The 17,634-nt window shown below is 70.6% G+C and carries 14 protein-coding genes; 4 read left to right on the top strand and 10 right to left on the bottom strand.

Features of this window, described 5'->3' with window-relative positions; genetic code table 11:
- Positions 1 to 12 precede the first annotated feature (12 nt).
- The 6 genes from gspG to xerD all read right to left on the bottom strand — a co-directional run bounded on the left by gspG (position 13) and on the right by xerD (position 9,301).
- Complete coding sequence (gene gspG / locus ACIQ6S_RS07150; RefSeq protein WP_397572135.1) at positions 13 to 438, bottom strand: type II secretion system major pseudopilin GspG; 426 nt, start codon at positions 436 to 438, stop codon at positions 13 to 15.
- The gene (locus ACIQ6S_RS07145) at positions 438 to 1,661 is read right to left on the bottom strand and encodes a type II secretion system F family protein (protein WP_397607760.1); all 1,224 of its coding nucleotides are present in this window, start codon (positions 1,659 to 1,661) and stop codon (positions 438 to 440) included. Before ACIQ6S_RS07145 ends, gspG begins: the two co-directional genes overlap by 1 nt.
- 4 nt (positions 1,662 to 1,665) lie before the next feature.
- A complete protein-coding gene (gene gspE, locus ACIQ6S_RS07140) occupies positions 1,666 to 3,393 on the bottom strand; it encodes a type II secretion system ATPase GspE (protein ID WP_397607759.1) in 1,728 nt (575 codons plus the stop codon).
- A gap of 59 nt (positions 3,394 to 3,452) precedes the next feature.
- Positions 3,453 to 7,304: a phosphoribosylformylglycinamidine synthase gene (gene purL / locus ACIQ6S_RS07135; RefSeq protein WP_397607758.1), complete on the bottom strand. Its 3,852-nt coding sequence runs from the start codon at positions 7,302 to 7,304 to the stop codon at positions 3,453 to 3,455.
- 115 nt (positions 7,305 to 7,419) lie between these two features.
- Entirely contained in the window at positions 7,420 to 8,226 is an 807-nt protein-coding gene (locus ACIQ6S_RS07130) for a DsbC family protein (protein WP_397607757.1), read from the bottom strand.
- Between the two features lie 112 nt (positions 8,227 to 8,338).
- The gene (xerD, locus tag ACIQ6S_RS07125; RefSeq protein ID WP_397607837.1) at positions 8,339 to 9,301 is read right to left on the bottom strand and encodes a site-specific tyrosine recombinase XerD; all 963 of its coding nucleotides are present in this window, start codon (positions 9,299 to 9,301) and stop codon (positions 8,339 to 8,341) included.
- Positions 9,302 to 9,381: 80 nt separating this feature from the next.
- Between xerD and ACIQ6S_RS07120 the strand changes: the two genes are divergently transcribed.
- Complete coding sequence (locus ACIQ6S_RS07120; RefSeq protein ID WP_397607756.1) at positions 9,382 to 9,903, top strand: RDD family protein; 522 nt, start codon at positions 9,382 to 9,384, stop codon at positions 9,901 to 9,903.
- On the opposite strand, the gene lptG is transcribed toward ACIQ6S_RS07120, so the two are convergent.
- Positions 9,904 to 10,998, bottom strand: a complete 1,095-nt coding sequence (gene lptG / locus ACIQ6S_RS07115; RefSeq protein ID WP_397607755.1) for an LPS export ABC transporter permease LptG — start codon at positions 10,996 to 10,998, stop codon at positions 9,904 to 9,906. It lies immediately after the preceding gene.
- Entirely contained in the window at positions 10,995 to 12,083 is a 1,089-nt protein-coding gene (lptF, locus tag ACIQ6S_RS07110) for an LPS export ABC transporter permease LptF (RefSeq protein WP_397607754.1), read from the bottom strand. The genes lptG and lptF overlap by 4 nt, the downstream gene beginning before the upstream one ends.
- Positions 12,084 to 12,215: 132 nt before the next feature.
- Here lptF and ACIQ6S_RS07105 point away from each other — a divergent pair, with 132 nt between their 5' ends.
- Entirely contained in the window at positions 12,216 to 13,682 is a 1,467-nt protein-coding gene (locus ACIQ6S_RS07105; protein WP_397607753.1) for a leucyl aminopeptidase, read from the top strand.
- On the top strand, positions 13,679 to 14,104 hold the full coding sequence (locus ACIQ6S_RS07100; protein ID WP_397607752.1) for a DNA polymerase III subunit chi: 426 nt from the start codon (positions 13,679 to 13,681) through the stop codon (positions 14,102 to 14,104). The genes ACIQ6S_RS07105 and ACIQ6S_RS07100 overlap by 4 nt, the downstream gene beginning before the upstream one ends.
- Positions 14,105 to 14,114: 10 nt before the next feature.
- Here the strand turns inward: ACIQ6S_RS07100 and ACIQ6S_RS07095 are convergent, their stop codons facing one another.
- The gene (locus ACIQ6S_RS07095) at positions 14,115 to 15,443 is read right to left on the bottom strand and encodes an aminopeptidase P N-terminal domain-containing protein (protein WP_397607751.1); all 1,329 of its coding nucleotides are present in this window, start codon (positions 15,441 to 15,443) and stop codon (positions 14,115 to 14,117) included.
- Complete coding sequence (locus tag ACIQ6S_RS07090; RefSeq protein ID WP_397607750.1) at positions 15,443 to 15,982, bottom strand: UPF0149 family protein; 540 nt, start codon at positions 15,980 to 15,982, stop codon at positions 15,443 to 15,445. The genes ACIQ6S_RS07095 and ACIQ6S_RS07090 overlap by 1 nt, the downstream gene beginning before the upstream one ends.
- Before the next feature lie 115 nt (positions 15,983 to 16,097).
- Here ACIQ6S_RS07090 and ACIQ6S_RS07085 point away from each other — a divergent pair.
- Positions 16,098 to 17,634 (top strand): putative bifunctional diguanylate cyclase/phosphodiesterase (locus tag ACIQ6S_RS07085; RefSeq protein WP_397607749.1); only part of this gene is annotated, 1,537 nt, incomplete at its 3' end.

Here is a 17,634-nt window from a genome sequence, read left to right as displayed (position 1 = left end):
CGTCCGCCCGCCTCAGGGCTTGACGATGTCGGCGGCGGTGCTTTCGCCGCCGGGCTTGCCATCGCTGCCGAGGCTCACCAGCTCGAACTCGCCGTTCGCGCCGGGCGTGCGGATCTGAACCGGGCGGCGCCAGGCGTCCTGCAGGTCTTCAGCCTTGCGCACGTAGGGGCCGAGCCAGCCGCTGGCGCCGGGGTTGGTCACCAGCGCGTCCAGCGAGGACGGGATCTGTCCGGTGTCCATCCGGTACTGCTCGACCTTGGCCGCCAGCGATTCCAGCTGCGTCTCGGTCAGGCGCACGTTGGCCTGGTCCTTGCCGCCGAAGATCTGGCTGGCCGCGAACGCCATGATCGCGGCGATGATGCCGACGACAATCAGGATCTCCATCAGGCTGAAGCCCGACTGCGAACGGGCGGCGAAGCCGGGGGACGTCTTGCGCATCACAACACTCCTGCGGAACTCGTGAGTTGGTAGATCGGGACCAGCACGGCCATGATCACGACGCCGACCAACAGCGCCATCAGCACGGTGATGAAGGGCACCAGCGCGGCCAAGGCCCGCTGGATGGCGCGCTGGGTTTCCGCGTCGAAGGTGTCGGCCACCTTCAGCAGCATCGCGCCCAGTTCGCCGGATTCCTCGCCCACCTGCACCATCTGGACCGCGAGGCGGGGAAAGAGTTTCGTCCGCGACAGTGCGAAAGCCAGCCCCTGGCCGGTCTTCACCTCGTCGGTGGCGCGCTCCAACGCGGCGCCGAGCGCCCGGTTGTCCATCACCTGCCGGGCGATGCCCAAGCCATTCAGCAAAGGCACGCCGTTGCCCAGCAGCGTGCCGAGCGTGCGGGCGAAGCGCGCTGTTTCGTAGCGCGCGAGCAGCTCGCCGATCCGCGGGCGGCCGAGCAGCCAGGCGTCGAGCCGGGCGCGCGGCTCGGGCTGGCGGAAGTGGCGCACCGCCAACAGCAGCGCCACCGCGCCGGCGATGAACAGGTAGAGGCCGTAGGTACGGACGAACATGCCGCTTCCGAGGACCAACTGCGTGTACCAGGGCAGGGTGACGTCGGTGCTGGCCAGCAGGTCGTTGAACTGCGGCACGACGACGCCGAGCAGCAGCGCGCAGACCGCCAGCACCATCACCAGCAGCAGGATCGGATAGATCAACGCCGAGATCACCTGCGCCTTCAGGGCCGCCGCACGCTCGAGGTACTCGCCGAGGCGCAGCAGGGCCACCTGCAGGCCACCGCCCGCTTCACCCGCGCGCACGAGGTTCACGTACAGCCGCGAGAACAGACCGTGCTGCTGCTCGAGGGCGGCCGAGAGCGGCAGGCCGCCGCGCACGGCGTCGCGAATGCGCTCGATCACGCGGCGGCTCTGCGGGTTATCCGGAAGATCCAGCAAGGTGCCCAGCGCGCGATCCAACGCCTGACCAGCGCCGAGCAGTGTCGCCAGCTGCTGGGTGAACTGCAGCACCGCCGCCTCGTCGAGCGCTTTCTTGCGGAACAGCGCCGCAAAGCCAGCCCCCGCGCCCTCGTCCAGCGAGGTGCCGACGTCGAGCGGCAGATGGCCCTGCTCCTGCAGGCGCGCGACGACGTCCTCGGCGCGCACAGCCTCCATCGTGCCGGCGAGGGCTTCGCCGGCGGCGCTCAGGGCCTTGTAGCGGAACAGCGCCACGCGATCACGCCTCTTCCGTCACGCGCAACACTTCCTCGATGGTCGTCTGGCCGGCGAGGGCCTTCGCGAGGCCGTCCTCGTACATCGTGCGCATGCCGCGGGCGCGGGCCTCGCGCTCGATCTCCACACTCGTGGCGTGCTGCATCACCAGCTTGCGGATGGCGTCGTCGACAACGAGGAACTCCATGATCGTCGTGCGGCCGAGGTAGCCCGTCGGGGTGAGCGCGGAAGGCTTCGGGCGGTACAGGTGTATCGTCCCCTCCGGCTGCAAACGGCGCAGGCCGAACTTCTCGATCTCCTCGGCACTCGCTTCGTAGCGCTCGGCGTGGGTCGGCTCGAGGCGACGCACCAGGCGCTGGCCGAGGATGCCGTTGATCGTCGAGGTGAGCAGGTAGTCCTCGACGCCCATGTCGAGCAGGCGGGTGACGCCGCCCGCCGCGCTGTTGGTGTGCAGGGTGCTGAGCACCAAGTGGCCGGTGAGCGCGGACTGGATCGCGATCTTCGCGGTTTCCAGATCACGCATTTCGCCGATCATGATGATGTCCGGGTCCTGGCGGACGATGCTGCGCAGCGCCGTCGCGAAGTCGAGGCCGATCTGCGCCTTGGCCTGGATCTGGTTGATGCCCTCGATCTGGTACTCGACCGGATCCTCGACGGTGATGATCTTGACGTCGTCGGTGTTGAGCTTCGACAGCGCGGTGTAGAGCGTCGTGGTCTTGCCTGAACCCGTGGGGCCGGTGACCAGCAGGATGCCGTGCGGCTGGTCGAGAACGCGCATGAACTGCGGCAGGAACTCGTCGGTGAAGCCGAGCTGGTGGAAGTCGAACACCACCGACTCGCGGTCGAGCAAACGCATCACCACGCTCTCGCCATGCTGCGTCGGCACGGTGCTGACGCGGAGGTCGAGCTCCTTGCCCTGCACGCGCACCATGATGCGGCCGTCCTGCGGCAGCCGGCGCTCGGCGATGTTGAGCTTGGCCATGATCTTGATGCGCGAGATCACTGCTGCAGTCAGTGCAGCCGGCGGGCTCTCGGCATCGATCAGCACGCCGTCGATGCGGTAGCGCACCTTCAGCCGCGTTTCGAAGGGCTCGATGTGGATGTCCGACGCGCGCGTCTCGACCGCGCGCTGGATCAGCAGGTTCACGAGGCGGATCACCGGCGCCTCGGAAGCGAGGTCGCGCAGGTGCTCGACGTCGTCCTCTTCGCGCGATTCTTCGCCGACGTCCTCGACGATGCTGCCGAGCGCGCTCCGGCCCTGGCCGTAGTAGCGCTCGACGAGGTCGCTGATCTCCGAGCGCAGGCCGACGGCGAGCTTCACTTCGCGGCCGGTGGCCAGGCGAACGGCATCGGCGAGGTAGGCGTCTTGGGGATCGGCGCAGAGGACGGTGACGCTGTGTTCGTCCTCGCCCACCGGGCAGATCGCGTGGTGCTTCAGGAACTTGATCGCCAGGGCCACGCCGGCCGGCGGAGCGTCCGGGCAGTCCTTCGCCGCCATCAGCGGCAGGCCGAGCACATCGCCGAGCGTGTCGGCCATGTCGCGCTCGGAGACCATGCCGAGCTTCACCAGCAGGCCCGGCAGTGCGCCGCCGGTTTCGGCGCGCAGGCGCTCGGCGCGGACGAGATCGGCGTCCTTCAGGCGGCCGCGGGCCACGAGGGCCGCGGCGATGCGGGCATCGAGGTCGGTGTCGAGGCCGCTGTCGAGGGGGGCGAGGGCGTCGGTATCAGGCATCGCCCAAGCGTATCAGGGGCGAGTGACCGCGTTCGCGGCCCGCGCCTCGCCCCGAGACCTCAGGCGACGAAGGCCCGCGCGTTGCGGAACAGCCGCAGCCACGGCGAATCCTCGCCCCAACCCGCCGGCGCCCAGCTCAGCTGCACGGTGCGGAACACGCGTTCCGGGTGCGGCATCATCAGCGTGGCGCGGCCATCGCGTGAGGTGAGGCCGGCGATGCCGTCGGGCGAGCCGTTCGGGTTCGCCGGGAAGGCCTGGGTGACACGGCCCTCGCCATCCACGTAGCGCATCGCCACCGCGGCGGCGGCGCGGTGAGCGTCGTCGCTGAAGCGCGCGCGGCCCTCGCCGTGCGAAACGACGATCGGGATGCGCGAGCCGGCCATGCCTTTCAGCAGCACCGAGGGCGAGTCCTCGACGAGCACCTGGGCCACGCGGGCCTCGTACTGCTCGCTCAAGTTTCGAACGAAGCGCGGCCAGTGCTCGGCGCCCGGCACGAGGTCCTTGAGCTGCGCCAGCATCTGGCAGCCGTTGCAGACGCCGAGGCTGAAGCTGTCCGGCCGTGCGAAGAACGTGGCGAACTGCTCGCGAAGCGCATCGCGGGTGAGGATCGAGGTGGCCCAGCCGCGGCCCGCACCGAGCACGTCGCCGTAGCTGAAGCCGCCGCAGGCCGCGAGGCCCTTGAAGCCGTCGAGGCGCACGCGGCCTTCGATCAGGTCGCTCATGTGCACGTCGACCGCCGTGAAGCCGGCGCGGTCGAAGGCGGCGGCCATTTCGATCTGGCCGTTGACGCCCTGCTCGCGCACGATCGCCACGCGCGGGCGCACACCCGTGTTGATGAACGGCGCGGCGATGTCGTCCTGCGGCTCGAAGCTGAGCTTCGGATTCAGGCCGGCGTCGTCGAAGCGGCGGCGGGCCTCTTTCTCGTCATCGGCGCAGGCGGGATCGTCGCGGCGCTGCTGCATGGCATGGCTGGTCGCCCACCAGGCCTCGAAGAGTTCGGTCCACGACCATTCGGCCAGCGCCTTGCCTTCGTCGCTGACGCGCACGCGCGGGGCGCTGACGGGCTTGCCGACGCGCTGCGCGCATTCGGTGAGGCCGTGGCGCTCGACGAGGTCGGCGAAGGCCGCGCGGTCCTCGACCGCCACCTGCACCACCGCGCCAAGCTCCTCGGCGAACAGCGTGCGGAACGGATCGTCGCCCCAGCCGTCGAGCGCGATATCGAGGCCCAGGTGGCCGGCGAAGGCCATCTCGCACAGCGTGGCGAAAGCACCGCCATCGCTGCGGTCGTGGTACGCGAGGAGCAGCTTGTCCTCGCGCGCCTCGCCGATCAGCGCAACGAAATCCTTGAGGCGCTGCGGGTCGTCGAGGTCGGGCGCGGCGCCACCGAAGGCGTTGTAGCACTGGGCGAGGATCGAACCGCCGAGACGCTTCTTGCCCGCACCGAGCCCGATCAGCCACAGCTCCGAGTCGACGCCGCGCTTCAAATCGGGCGTGAGCTGCGCGCGCACGTCCGCCACGCGGGCGAAGGCGGTGATGATCAGCGAGACCGGCGAAACAGACTTCTCCGGGCTGCCATCGACGGCGTACTGCGCCTGCATCGACAGCGAGTCCTTGCCAACCGGGATCGACAGATCGAGTTCGGGGCAGAGCTCGAGGCCGACGGCCTTCACCGCATCGAACAGCGCAGCGTCCTCACCGGGGTGCGAGCAGGCCGCCATCCAGTTGGCCGAGAGCTTCACTTCCTCCAGCGCACCGATGGGGGCCGCAACAAGATTCGTGATGGCTTCGCCGACCGCCATGCGCGCGGAGGCCTTGGCATCGATCAGCGCCAGCGGCGTGCGCTCGCCCATCGCCATGGCTTCGCCAGCAAAGCCGTGGAAATCGGTGAGCGTGATGGCGACGTCGGCCACCGGCAGCTGCCAGGGGCCGACCATCTGGTCGCGGGCGGTCAGGCCGCCGACGCTGCGGTCGCCGATGGTGATGAGGAAGCTCTTGCTGGCCACCGTCGGGTGCGCGAGCACGCGCAGGCCGGCCTCGCGCAGGTCGAGCGCGGCGGTGTCCAGCTTCGGCCAGCGGGTCGGCGCCACGTGCGCGGTGTCGCGGTGCATCTTCGGCGCCTTGCCGAACAGCACGTTCATCGGAAGATCGATGGGGCGCGAGCCGTCCGGCGCTTCCAGCACCAGCACCTCGTCGTTCGTGGCCACGCCGACCGCGGCATACAGGCAGCGCTCGCGCGCGCAGATCGCGTCGAAGTCTGCGAGGTGCTCCGGCGCGATGCCGAGCACGTAGCGCTCCTGCGACTCGTTGCACCACAGCTGCATCGGCGACAGCGACGGATCGTCGCTGGGGATCTTCGCCATGGCGATGCGGCCGCCCAGGCCGGCGTCGTGCAACAGCTCGGGGATCGCGTTCGAGAGCCCGCCCGCACCCACGTCGTGGAAGGCGCGGATGGGGTTGCCGGCGCCCAGCGCCACGCAGCGGTCGATGACCTCCTGCACGCGGCGCTCCATCTCCGGGTTGTCGCGCTGCACGGAAGCGAAATCGAGGTCTTCGCTGCTCTGGCCCGAGGCCAGCGAGCTGGCGGCACCGCCGCCAAGGCCGATCAGCATCGCCGGGCCGCCGATCACGATGACGAGGTCGCCGTCGCGCAGGCCGAGCTTCTTCACCTGCCCGCGGTCGATGGCGCCGAGGCCGCCAGCCAGCATGATCGGCTTGTCGTAGGCGCGGACGAGGCCGGGCGTTTCCGTCGGCAGCTCGAAGCTGCGGAAGTAGCCCGACAGCGCCGGGCGGCCGAATTCGTTGTTGAAGGCCGCGGCGCCCAGCGGGCCGTCGCGCATGATCTCGAAGGCCGGGGCCATGCGCGGGTTCAGCGCGCGAGGCTGCTCCCAGGGCTGCGGCGCACCGGGGATGCGCAGGTGCGACACGGTGAAGCCGGTCAGGCCGGCCTTGGGCTTGCCGCCGCGGCCGGTGGCGCCCTCGTCGCGGATCTCGCCGCCGGCGCCGGTGGAGGCGCCCGGGAAGGGCGAGATCGCCGTCGGGTGGTTGTGGGTCTCGACCTTGATGCAGTACGCGCTGTCGGCGACCGGCTCGGCCACGTACTCGCCGCTGGCGAGGTCGGGGCGGAAGCGGCGGCCCGGGTGGCCTTCGACCACGGCCGCGTTGTCGGCGTAGGCGGTCAGCGTGAACTGCGGCGTCGCGGCGTGCGTCGCCTTGATCATCTTGAACAGCGAGTGCGCCTGTTCCTCGCCGTCGATGGTCCAGCTGGCGTTGAAGATCTTGTGCCGGCAGTGCTCGGAATTCGCCTGCGCGAACATCATCAGCTCGGCGTCCGTCGCCGGACGGCCCAGCTGGGTGTAGGCCTCCTGCAGGTAGGCGATCTCGTCTTCGGAGAGCGCGAGGCCGAGGCGGCCGTTGGCAGCGGGAAGATCGGCCGGCGCGATGTGCTCGACGGCGCCCTTCGCCGGCACGCGGAACAGCGCGGCGGCCTCGTCGATCGAAACGACGATCGACTGCGTCATCGGGTCGTGCAGCACGCGAGCAAGGCGCTTCGCCGTCTCCGCATCGGCCGGCCAGTTCGCGACGTCGATGCGAAGGCCGCGCTCGACGCGGGCGATGGCGTGCCCGGCACCGCGCAGGATCTCGCCGGCCTTGCTGGCCCACGGCGACAGGGTGCCGAGACGCGGCACCACGTAGCGGCTGACCGCTCCGGTCGGCGTCGGCGTGGTGGCGATGCAGCCTTCCAGGATGGCCCCGACCGCCCCGGTGTCGACGGCGGCGCCGTCGCGGGGCTGGATCAGGTAGACGTGGTGGGTGCCCAGCACCTCGACCGCGGGATGGATCGCCTGACACTCGGCCCGGAGGCGTTGCAGGCGGAAGGCGGAAAGGGCCGGAAGGCCCTCGAGCACGATCATGGACCAGCGGTTCCGACGAGGCGGGGCCCGAATTCTAGCAAAGCCCCCTGCCCTGCCCCTCCGGTCCCGGCCGCGCCACCTCGCCCAAAGGGACGAGGCGCCGGCGGGACGGACCTCAGCGCGCGGCGGTGGCGGTCTTCGCGGCGGCCTCGGCGGCCGCGTTGGCCTCGAGGGCAGCCAGCAAGCGCTGCGGCTCGAGATAGCCGCCCAGTTGGGCCCCGTTGGCCGCGAAAACCGCCGGCGTGGCGTTGACACCGACGTCCTGACCGAGGGCGTATTCCGCCGCGACCGGGTTCTCGCAGTTGCCCGGCGGCAACGTCTTGCCGGCCTTGGCGTCGGTCATGGCCTGGCGCGGGTCCGTGGCGCACCACACCGACTCGGCCTTGGCCCAGCCCTCCGAGCCCTCGCCCGCGCGCGGGAAGAACAGGTACTCCACCGCGATGCCGAGCGCGTTGTACTCGGCCACGTGCTGGTGGAGCATCCGGCAATAGCCGCAGTCGATGTCGGTGAACACCGTCACCGTGTACTTCGGGTCGCGCGGCGCGAACACGATGCGCTGCGAGGCCGGGATGGCCTTGAGGCCTTCGACGCGGATGTCGTCCATCGCCGATTCGGCGATGTTGCGGCGCTCCTGCATGTCGATGACCGCGCCATCGATGATGTAGCGGCCGTCATTGCTCACGTAGAACACGCGACCGGCGACCACCGCTTCGGTGAAGCCGGCGATCGGCGCCGGGCGCAGACGACGAAGGGCTGCTTCCGGAAGTGCCCCGGCGATCGTTGCGCGGACCGCGGCTTCCGTGCCCGGGGGCAGTGCCGGGTCGATCTGCGCGGGGACCGACGGCGCCGGCTGGGCGCAGGCCGAGAGGCCGAGGCCAAGCGAGAGGGCAAGAGCGGACAGCGGGGCAAGGCGACGGCGCATGGGCGTTCCAGGAAAAAAGGGGGGCGGCGGACGCCGCGGTGCGATTCAGGCGCCGTATTGAATCACAGCACCCGGGCTCCGACCGTGAGCGCGGTGCCGAGTTCCCGCCCACTCAACCGCGCGGATGGTGGGCGGCGTGCAGGCGCTTCAGGCCCTCGCGGGCGACATGGGTGTAGATCTGCGTGGTCGAAAGGCTGCTGTGCCCGAGCAGCATCTGCACCACGCGCAGGTCGGCGCCGTGGTTCAGCAGGTGGGTCGCGAAGCTGTGCCGGAGGCCGTGCGGCGTGACCTTTGCCGGGTCGATGCCGGCCAGCGCGGCCAAGGCCTTCAGCCGCGCCCAGAACTGCTGGCGCGTCCACGGCTCGCCGTTCATGCCGAGGAAGAGCGCCGTCGGGTTGGCGCGGCGCTCGGTCGCGCCACGCGCCAGCGCGGGCCGGGCCTCGGCGAGGTAGCGCTCCAGCCAGTGCTGCGCTTCGGCCCCGATCGGCACCAGCCGCTCCTTGCCGCCCTTGCCGCGCACGCGCAGCACGCCTTGGCGGAGGTTCACGGCCAAGGTGGGCAGGTCCACCAGTTCGGAAACACGCAAGCCGGTGGCATACAGCAGCTCGAGGAGGGTGCGCTCCGCCAGTCCTGCCGGCGTGCCGAGGTCCGGGGCCCGAATCAGGGCCTCCACCTGCGTCTCCGCCAATGCCTTGGGCAGCGACCGCGGCAGGGCCGGCAGTTCGAGCAAGGCGGTCGGATCGGCCGGGACGCGTTGGTGGCGCAGGGCATCGGCGAAGAACGCGCGGAGCGCGGCCATCAGTCGCGCCGTGCTGCGGGCGGCATAGCCCGCGCCGGCACGCATTTCCAGCAGGGCGAACAGATCGGCGCGCGCCGCGGCGCGAAGGCCGCCACGCCCCCGGGAGGCCAGCCAGCGCGCGGCCAGCACAAGGTCGCCGCGGTAAGCCGCTTGGGTGGCGCGCGCGCTCCCGGTCTCCGCCCAGTGGCGGCGCAGGAAGGCCTCGATGTCGGCGGCGTCCTCGGCCGGGAGTTCCGGCCAGTCGGCGCCGAGCACGCGGCGTTCGGCGGTGGTCATCGGCCGGCGCGGCGCGCGCGCGGCCACGGGGGCTTCGCTCATGACGGCACTCTAGCCGAGGGCGCCGGTATCCTTGCGCGATGACCTTTTCGACCCCGCAGGCCCGGCCTGCCCACATCGGCTGGCGCCTGCTCGCCCTCGTCTACGACTTCTTCCCGGTGTTCGCGGTGGTGCTGGCCTTCGGCGGTGTGGTCACCGCGGTGGCCGCAGCCCTCGGTCACCCGGACCTGAGCGACCTGCCGTGGATGGCGCCGCTGCTCGTGGCCGGCACATGGAGCGTCGCCGGTGCGTACTTCGTACTGAGCTGGTCGCGCGGAGGACAGACGCTGGGCATGCGCCCGTGGCGGCTGAAGGTGGTCGCCCTCGACGGCGCGCCGGCGACGCGTCGTGCGCTGCTGCGTCGCTATGCCTTCGCGACGGTGCCGGCCATCGTCGGCATCGAACTGTTCGCGCTGCTTCCCGGCATCGAGCGCCTGCTGCCGTTCTGGATCGGCGCGGCCATCGCGGCGGCCGGGCCGCTGTGGTCCCTGTTCGACCGCGAGGGCCAGGCGCTTTACGACCGCTTCGCGGGCACGCGTTTCGTTCGCCTCGCCACGCCCTGATCAGCGTCGGCGGATCCACCAGGCGCCGAGCGCGATCAGCAGCAGCACCGGCAACGCGTAGGCCAGCACGATGGGCCACTGGTAGGCCTTCGCGAGATTGACCAGCATCGGCTGGACCAGTCGCGCCACCAGCGCGAAGACGATGCCAATGAACAGCCGCTGCCCGAAGCCACCGCTGCGCTGCTGCCCGAAGGCCACCGGCAGCGCCGCGAACACCAGGGCCAGCGTCGTCAACGGGAAGAACCAGCGGGCCCAATAGGCCTCGAGCAAGACGCCGGCATCGAGGCCGTTGCGCTTCAACTGCTCGATCCGGCCACCCAGCGCCATCGTAGAAAGCAGGTCGGGATGCTGCAGGCTGGCCTCGATGGCGCCGGGACGCAGGGCCGTCGCCCACGATTGGACGTCGAACTGCTCCACCGCCACGCTGCGCGCGCTGAAGGTGGTGCGTTTGACGTCGCGGAGCTGCCAGCCACGGGTCTCGTCGTAATCGGCCTCGCCGGCCTCCTGGATCCAGGCGAGGCGGCCTTGCGGATCGAAGGCGAACACGCGCACCTGGTTGAACACCAGCACGGTCCGGCCCTCGACCACCCGGCGTTCGCCGCCCTGCGCGTTGAACACCTCGCTGCCCTCGCGGGCCCAGACGTTGGCGCCGCCGGCCAGCGTGACCTCGTGCTTCATCGCCGCCAGCTTGAGCGCCTGCGCCTGCTGTTCGGCGCCGGGGATCACGATCTCCATCGCCGCCATCAGCGGCACCACGACGATCGCCACCGCCATCAGGGCCGTCGCACCGATGCGCATCGGCGACAGGCCGGCCGCGCGCAGCGCCACCAGCTCGGATTTCGCGGCGTGCGCTCCCAACGCCAGCACGGTGCCGATCACCGCCGCCATCGGGAAGCTCTCGTAGGCGCGGCGCGGCGTCTGCAGCGCGAGATAGAGCGCGGCATGGCCGAGGCCGTAATCGCCCTTGCCGAGGTCGTCCATCTGGCCGATCAGGGCGCCGAGCACGGCGAAACCAGTGAGCACCCCCCACGTGGCCAGCACGGTCACCAGGACCGAGCGGCCGATGAACCAGCGGTGGACCGGGAGGGCGCTCATGCGCGCACCGCCGGTGCGCGACGCCACAACGGCGGCTCGCCGTCACGCCACACCAGCCAGATCGCGAGCGCCAGTGCCGGCACCAGCAGCCACCACAGCCCCGCCTGGATCGGGATCTGGCCGCTGCCCAGCCACGTGCGCCCGAGGATGAGCAGGTTGCTGCCGAAGACGTAGGCCAGCGTGGCGACAATCATCCGGCCGTAACGCGCCTGCCGCGGCGGGCTGCGCGACAGCGGCAGCGCGAGGAGGGCCAGCACGACCGCGAACAGCGGCACGCCGATGCGGTAGTGGAACTCCGCCCGGGCCCGCGGCGTCGCCGTCGGGCTGATCAGCGCGAGCGTCGGGCGGCCCGCCAGCGGATTGCGGTTCTCGCTCTCCACGTCGGGCAAGCGCACTTCGTTCACCTGGAAGCGCTGCAGGCGGAAATCGCGCTCGCCCGGCTGGCCCTCGGCGCGGAAACCGTCGCGCAGGCGGAGGAAGCGGCCGCCGCGATCGACGAACATCTCGCCTTCCACCGCGGTGATCACGTCGACACGCTCGCCGCGCTGCATCTGCACGAAGAGCCGCTTGAACTCGCGGCCGTCGGGCGAGAGCGAGCCGACGAAGACCACGCCCCGCCCGCCCGGCAATTCCACAAAGCGACCGGCATCGAGGCCGGCGACGAGGAAGCTGCGGTTCGCGTCGGCGACGGCGGCCGTGGCCAGGCGCTCGGCGAGCGGGCCCAGCCAAAGGCTGCACGCCGCGATCACCGTGGCCACCGGCAGCGCGACCAGCAAGACCGGGCCGACCATCTGGCGCGGCCCCTGGCCGAGGGAGAAGAGCACGGCCATCTCGCTGTCGCGGTACAGGCGGCTGATGCCCATCAGCAACCCGATGAACAGGCCGAGCGGCAGCACCAGCGGCAGGTAGGAGACGAGGCGCAAGCCGAGCTGCGAGAACAGCAGCGGCGCCGGCACGCGGCCGCGCGCGATCTCGGAGACAAGGTCGGCGAAGACGCCGCCGAGCCCGACCAGCAGCAGCACGACCACGGTGGCCACGGTGGTCGCGGCCAGCTGTCGCACGAGGTAACGCTGCAGGGTCGTCAAGGCGGTCCTCGCACGGGATCGATTACACTCGCGGCCCCCACGGGGCACCGCCGCACTGGCGGCCAGTGCCTCGGCACCGACCTGTCCTTCCGGCGATGCCGGCAAGGCGCTGCATTCTACGGAAACTCCCCGATGGCACTCGAATTCGACCTGAACCTCTCCGCCGCCCCGTCGGTGGCCACCGACGCCGTCATCGTCGGCATCCACGCCGATGGGCGCCTGAGCGCCAGCGCCGCGGCCATCGACGCCGCCAGCGGCGGTCGCCTCACGGCGCTTCACGCCCGCGGCGACCTGCCGGGCAAGGCCGGCCGCACCACCCTGCTCACCGACCTGCCGGGCGTCGCCGCGCCGCGCGTGCTGGTGGTGGGCGCCGGTGAGGCCGGCAAGCTCAACGCCGCCGGCTACCAGAAGCTGATCGGCGACGCGCTGCGCGCCGTGAAGGCCACTCCGGCCAAGCGTGCGCTGCTCACCCTCAACGAACTCGCCATCGAGGGCCGCGACGCCGGCTTCGCCATCGAGCAGGCCGTGGCCTGCGCCGACCACGCGGCCTACCGTTACACCGCCACGCGCAAGGCCGGCCCGGCGCCGGACCTCGTGGCCCTGTCGATCAGCGGCGACGACGCCGCGGCGCTTGAGCGTGGCAAGGCGATTGCTGCGGGCACCGAACTGGCCCGCGAGCTCGGCCACCTGCCGCCGAACATCTGCAACCCGGCCTATCTCGCCGAAACCGCCCGCAAGATCGCCGCGGAAAACGAGGGCGTGCAGGTCGAGGTGCTCGAGGAAGCCGAGCTCGAGGCCCTCGGCATGGGCTCGCTGCTGGCCGTCGGCCGCGGTTCGCACAACCGCCCGAAGGTCATCGTGCTGAAGTGGAGCGGCGGCGGCGACGCCAAGCCGCACGTGCTGGTCGGCAAAGGCATCACCTTCGACACCGGCGGCATCAACCTGAAGGTGCAGGGCGGCATCGAAGAGATGAAGTTCGACATGCTCGGCGCCGCCAGCGTGTTGGGCAGCTTCCTCACCGCTGCGAAGCTCAAGCTGCCCATCAACGTGATCGCGATCGCCGCGGCGGTCGAGAACATGCCGGACGGCAACGCCTACCGCCCGTCCGACGTGCTCACCTCGATGAGCGGCAAGACCATCGAGGTCGGCAACACCGACGCCGAGGGTCGCCTGATCCTGTGTGACGCTTTGACCTACGCGCAGCGTTTCGAGCCGAAGGCCCTCGTCGACGTGGCCACGCTGACCGGCGCGGTGATCATCGCGCTGGGCAAGCACGCCACCGGCCTGATGTCGCACCACGACGACCTCGCGGCCGAACTGCTGGCCGCCGGCGAGTACGCGCACGACCGCGCCTGGCGCCTGCCGATCTGGGACGACTACCAGTCGCAGCTCGATTCGATCTACGCCGACGTCTACAACATCGGCGGCAAGGCGGCCGGCTCGATCACCGCGGCCTGCTTCCTCGCGCGCTTCGCCGAAGGCCAGCGCTGGGCGCACCTCGACATCGCCGGCTCCTCGTCGGACGAAGGCCGCAAGGGCATGGCCACGGGCCGCCCGGTGGGCCTGCTGACGCGCTGGCTGATCGACCAGGCGAAGTGAGCCGGGCCGACTTCTACCTGATCGACAAGCCTCGCTTCCGCGAGCAGCCCCTGCTGCTCGCCTGTGAACTCGCCAAGCGCTGCCACGGCACCGGCAAGCCCACGCTGGTGCTTTGCGCCACGCCGCAGCAGGCGGAAGAACTCGACGACCTGCTGTGGTCGTTCGAGGAGGACAGCTTCATCGAGCACCAGATCGCCGGGCTCGACGAAGACGATGCCGACGTGCCCGTGCTGATCGTGCCCCCGGGCATCGACGCAGCGATGCGGGCGATGGTGATCAACCTCCGGGCCGAAACGGTGCCCGAAGGCTTCGAGCGCGTGCTGGAGGTGGTGCCTGCCGACCCGGCCGCGCGCGAGCCGCTGCGCGAGCGCTGGAAGCAGTACCAAGCCCGCGGCTTGGCGCTCAACAAACACGACATGTGAGGGGCGGGCCTCAGCCCGCCATCCAGGCCTCGATCGCGTCGGCATCCTTCGGCACCGCACCGGTCAGCACCTCGCCGCCCTCGTCGGTGATCCGCACTTCGTCTTCGATGCGGATGCCGATGGCGCGCCATTTGGCCGGCACCTTCGCGTCGGGCGCGATGTAGAGGCCGGGCTCCACCGTGAACACCATGCCGGGCTCGAGCAAGCGCGACTCGCCCGCCACCTTGTAGTCGCCGACGTCGTGAACGTCGAGGCCGATCCAGTGCCCGGTCTTGTGCATGTAGAAGGCCTTGTAGGCCTCGCTTTCCAAGGCTTTCTTCAACGTGCCCTTGAGCAGCCCCAGCGAGAGGAGGCCCTCGGTGAGCACTTCGACGGCCGCGTCGTGCACGGCCGCGTACGGGCGGCCCGGCAGAGCCTGCGCGATTGCCGCGGCCTGCGCCGCGAGCACCAGGTCGTAAAGCGCACGCTGCTCCTTCGAGTAGCGGCCGTTGACCGGCCAGGTGCGGGTGATGTCGCTGGCATAGCCGCGGAACTCCGCGCCGGCGTCACAGAGCAGCAGGTCGCCGTCGCGCAGCGCGCCGTTGTTGGCGATGTAGTGCAGCACGCAACCGTTCGGGCCCGCACCGACGATGGGGCTGTAGGCCGGCACGCAATCATGCGCACGCCACACCGCCCACAGCGCCGCCTCCACTTCGAACTCGCGCCCTCCGGCGCGGGTCGCGCGCATCGCGGCCTTCTGCGCTTCCGCGGCCACCACGGCGGCGAAGCGCATCTGCTTCAGTTCGGCCGGCGACTTGAACAGCCGCAGTTCGTGCAGCAGGTGGCCCAGTTCGAGGAACTCGTGCGGCGACTGCGCGCCCTGCCGTGCCTGCGCGCGGACGCGGTTCACCCAGCCGATCAGCTTGAGGTCGAAATCGGTGTCGCGGCCGAAGTGGTAGTAGACGCGCGAGCGACCTTCGAGCAGGCCCGGCAGGATCTCGTCGATGTCGTCGATGGGGTAGGCGTCGTCGATGCCGTAGGCCGAGACGGCGCCTTCCGGGCCAGCGCGTGGGCCGTCCCACAGCTCCCGCTCCGGATGGCGCTCGCGGCAGAACAGCAGGGTCTCGCCATGGGCGCGGCCCGGCACCAGCACCAGGACGGCCTCCGGCTCCGGGAAGCCGGTGAGGTAGGAGAAATCGGAATCCTGCCGGTAGGGATGGTGCGTGTCGTGGCTGCGGATGCGCTCCGGCGCGGCCGGCAGGATCAGGATGGCGTCGTCCTGCGCCATCTGCAGCAGGGCGCGGCGGCGGCGCTGGTATTCGCCCTTCGCGACCTCGGCCGGGGCCTTCGCTGCCGCCATCAGTGCAGGCGCTTGCGATCGCCGGCGGCGGCGAGGCAGTCGCCGTGGATCAGCAGGGCCGCCACGCGGACGAACTCCTCGAGCTCCACCAGGGCTTCCTCGTCGGCCTCCGGATCGTCGTAGCTGACGTCGGATTCCGCGATGCGGGCGACGTCACCCAAGGCTTCGCGGGCTTCCTCGCCCAGCTTCGGCTCGATGCCGGCCAAGCCGACACCTCCGAGGAAGCCGCGGCACCAGGACACCAGCGCTTCGCCACGTTCGGCCACCGGCGCATCGTCGTCCGGGAGCAGCAGTTCTAGGCCGAAATCGGTCTCGCCGAGCTGCTCGATGGTGGCGGCGTCGAGCCGCCCCAGCGCCGAGGAGGCCGGCGGCAGCGGCACCGTGTCGTCGCCCATCGCCTCGGCGAGCCAGTTGGCCCGGTGGGGATGGCCGCAGCGGAGGGCGCAGAGCGAACCGTGCAGTTCGGACGCATCGACCGACAGGGCCAGAGCGACGATCTGCTCGGCCACCGCGGCATAAGGGGGCAGGGAATCGGACATTTCACGCCGTCGAATTCGATGGCGCCAGTCTATCAGCGGCCCGTCGCCCTTGGTGCCTGTGCGCACCCTGCGTACACTGCCGTTCCTGCCGGCGACTCCGAGGCGACCACCCGCAATGCCTGCTGCCCCTCTCGCAGCCGAAGCCTGGTTCCTGGTGGTCGTACTGGGCGTGGCCCTGCTGGGACTGCTGGTCGCGTGGGCCCGGTCGAAGCGCAGGCGCGATGTGGAGGACGACCAGCATCTCGGGCAGTTCCGCCGCCTGAAGCAGCAGCTCGATCTCGTTCTCTCCACCTCCGGCGACGTGTTCTGGGAACTCGACGTGCGCACCGGCGTCCTCGCGCGCCAGGGCATCCAGCGCCTGGCCGGCGCGTCCGCGCCGGACCACATGCCACTGGCGAAATGGCGCGAGGAGGCGGTCCATCCCGACGACGTGGAACGCCTGCGCCGCCTCGTCGAGCGCCACGTGAACGGCGAGACGGAGACCTTCGAATCCGAGCACCGCATCCGCCACGAGGACGGCGGCTGGCGCTGGGTGCGCGCCCGCGGCAAGGTCACCGACCGCGACGCCAGCGGCAAGGCGGTGAAGCTGGGCGGCACCACCCGCGACATCCAGGAACTGCGCAGCGCCGAGCGCGAGACGCGCGTGGCCTACGAGGTGTTCCGCAGCATGAGCGAGGCGGTCTCGGTGATCGACCTCGACTTCACCTTCGTCGCCGTGAACCCCGCGTTCTCGCGGATCACGGGCTACAGCGAGGGTGACGTTCTCGGCCTGCCCTCCAACCTGCTCGACTCGTCCCAGCACAGCGCGGAGTTCTACCAGCGCGTCCGCAGCATCGTCGTCCGCAGCGGCCACTGGAGCGGCGAGATGTGGCAGCGCCGCAAGGACGGCGGGGAGTTCCTGAGCTGGATCGAGCTCTCCGAAGTCACCGACGCCAACCAGCAGCGCACCCACTTCGTCGCCGTCGTCAACGACATCACGCAAAAGAAGCGCGCCGAGCAGGAACTGCGCTACCTCGCCAACTACGACACGCTCACCGGCCTGCCGAACCGCACGCTGCTTTCCGAACGCCTGTCCCGCGCCATCATCCGCGCGCGCCGGCAGGAAAGCCGTGTGGCCGTGCTGTTCATCGACCTCGACCACTTCAAGGACATCAACGATTCGCTGGGCCACGCGGCCGGCGACCGGCTCCTGAAGGCCGCGGCCGCGCGCCTGCAGTCCGCCGTCGGCCCCACCGACACGGTGGCCAGGCTCGGCGGCGACGAATTCACGATCATCGTCGAGGACCTGGACAGCATCGATTCGGCCGGGCGCCTCGCCCGCGAACTGCTCGCGGCCTTCAGCCTGCCGCTGGAGGTCGACGAGCGGCACAACGTCAGCATCACGCCCTCCATCGGCATCAGCCTGTACCCCGACCACGCGATGGTGCCGACCGACCTGCTGAAGTACGCCGACACGGCGATGTACCAGGCGAAATCCGTGGGGCGGAATACCTTCGAGGTGTACGACGAGGCCATGGACGCGGAGGCGCGCCGGCGCGCCACCCTCCTCGCCGCCCTGCGCCGCGCGCTCGCGCAGGACGAGTTCCGCCTCGTCTTCCAGCCGCGCCTCAGCCTGCGCAGCGATCGCATCGTCGGCGTCGAAGCCCTGCTCC

The sequence above is a fragment of the Silanimonas sp. genome (genome assembly GCF_044377035.1).
Classification (GTDB): domain Bacteria; phylum Pseudomonadota; class Gammaproteobacteria; order Xanthomonadales; family Xanthomonadaceae; genus Silanimonas.
The sequence above is the reverse complement of the archived record's forward strand: the minus strand, read 5'-3'. Positions and strand labels throughout refer to the sequence as shown.

Excerpts from the sequence above, each read along its gene's own strand:
- ACIQ6S_RS07130 (WP_397607757.1), bottom strand. The coding sequence starts at position 8,226 with ATGCGCCGTCGCCTTGCCCCGCTGTCCGCTCTTGCCCTCTCGCTTGGC.
- purL (WP_397607758.1), bottom strand. The coding sequence starts at position 7,304 with ATGATCGTGCTCGAGGGCCTTCCGGCCCTTTCCGCCTTCCGCCTGCAA.
- ACIQ6S_RS07095 (WP_397607751.1), bottom strand. The coding sequence starts at position 15,443 with ATGGCGGCAGCGAAGGCCCCGGCCGAGGTCGCGAAGGGCGAATACCAG.
- ACIQ6S_RS07120 (WP_397607756.1), top strand. The coding sequence starts at position 9,382 with ATGACCTTTTCGACCCCGCAGGCCCGGCCTGCCCACATCGGCTGGCGC.
- ACIQ6S_RS07105 (WP_397607753.1), top strand. The coding sequence starts at position 12,216 with ATGGCACTCGAATTCGACCTGAACCTCTCCGCCGCCCCGTCGGTGGCC.
- xerD (WP_397607837.1), bottom strand. The coding sequence starts at position 9,301 with ATGACCACCGCCGAACGCCGCGTGCTCGGCGCCGACTGGCCGGAACTC.
- gspE (WP_397607759.1), bottom strand. The coding sequence starts at position 3,393 with ATGCCTGATACCGACGCCCTCGCCCCCCTCGACAGCGGCCTCGACACC.
- gspG (WP_397572135.1), bottom strand. The coding sequence starts at position 438 with ATGCGCAAGACGTCCCCCGGCTTCGCCGCCCGTTCGCAGTCGGGCTTC.
- ACIQ6S_RS07090 (WP_397607750.1), bottom strand. The coding sequence starts at position 15,982 with ATGTCCGATTCCCTGCCCCCTTATGCCGCGGTGGCCGAGCAGATCGTC.
- lptG (WP_397607755.1), bottom strand. The coding sequence starts at position 10,998 with ATGAGCGCCCTCCCGGTCCACCGCTGGTTCATCGGCCGCTCGGTCCTG.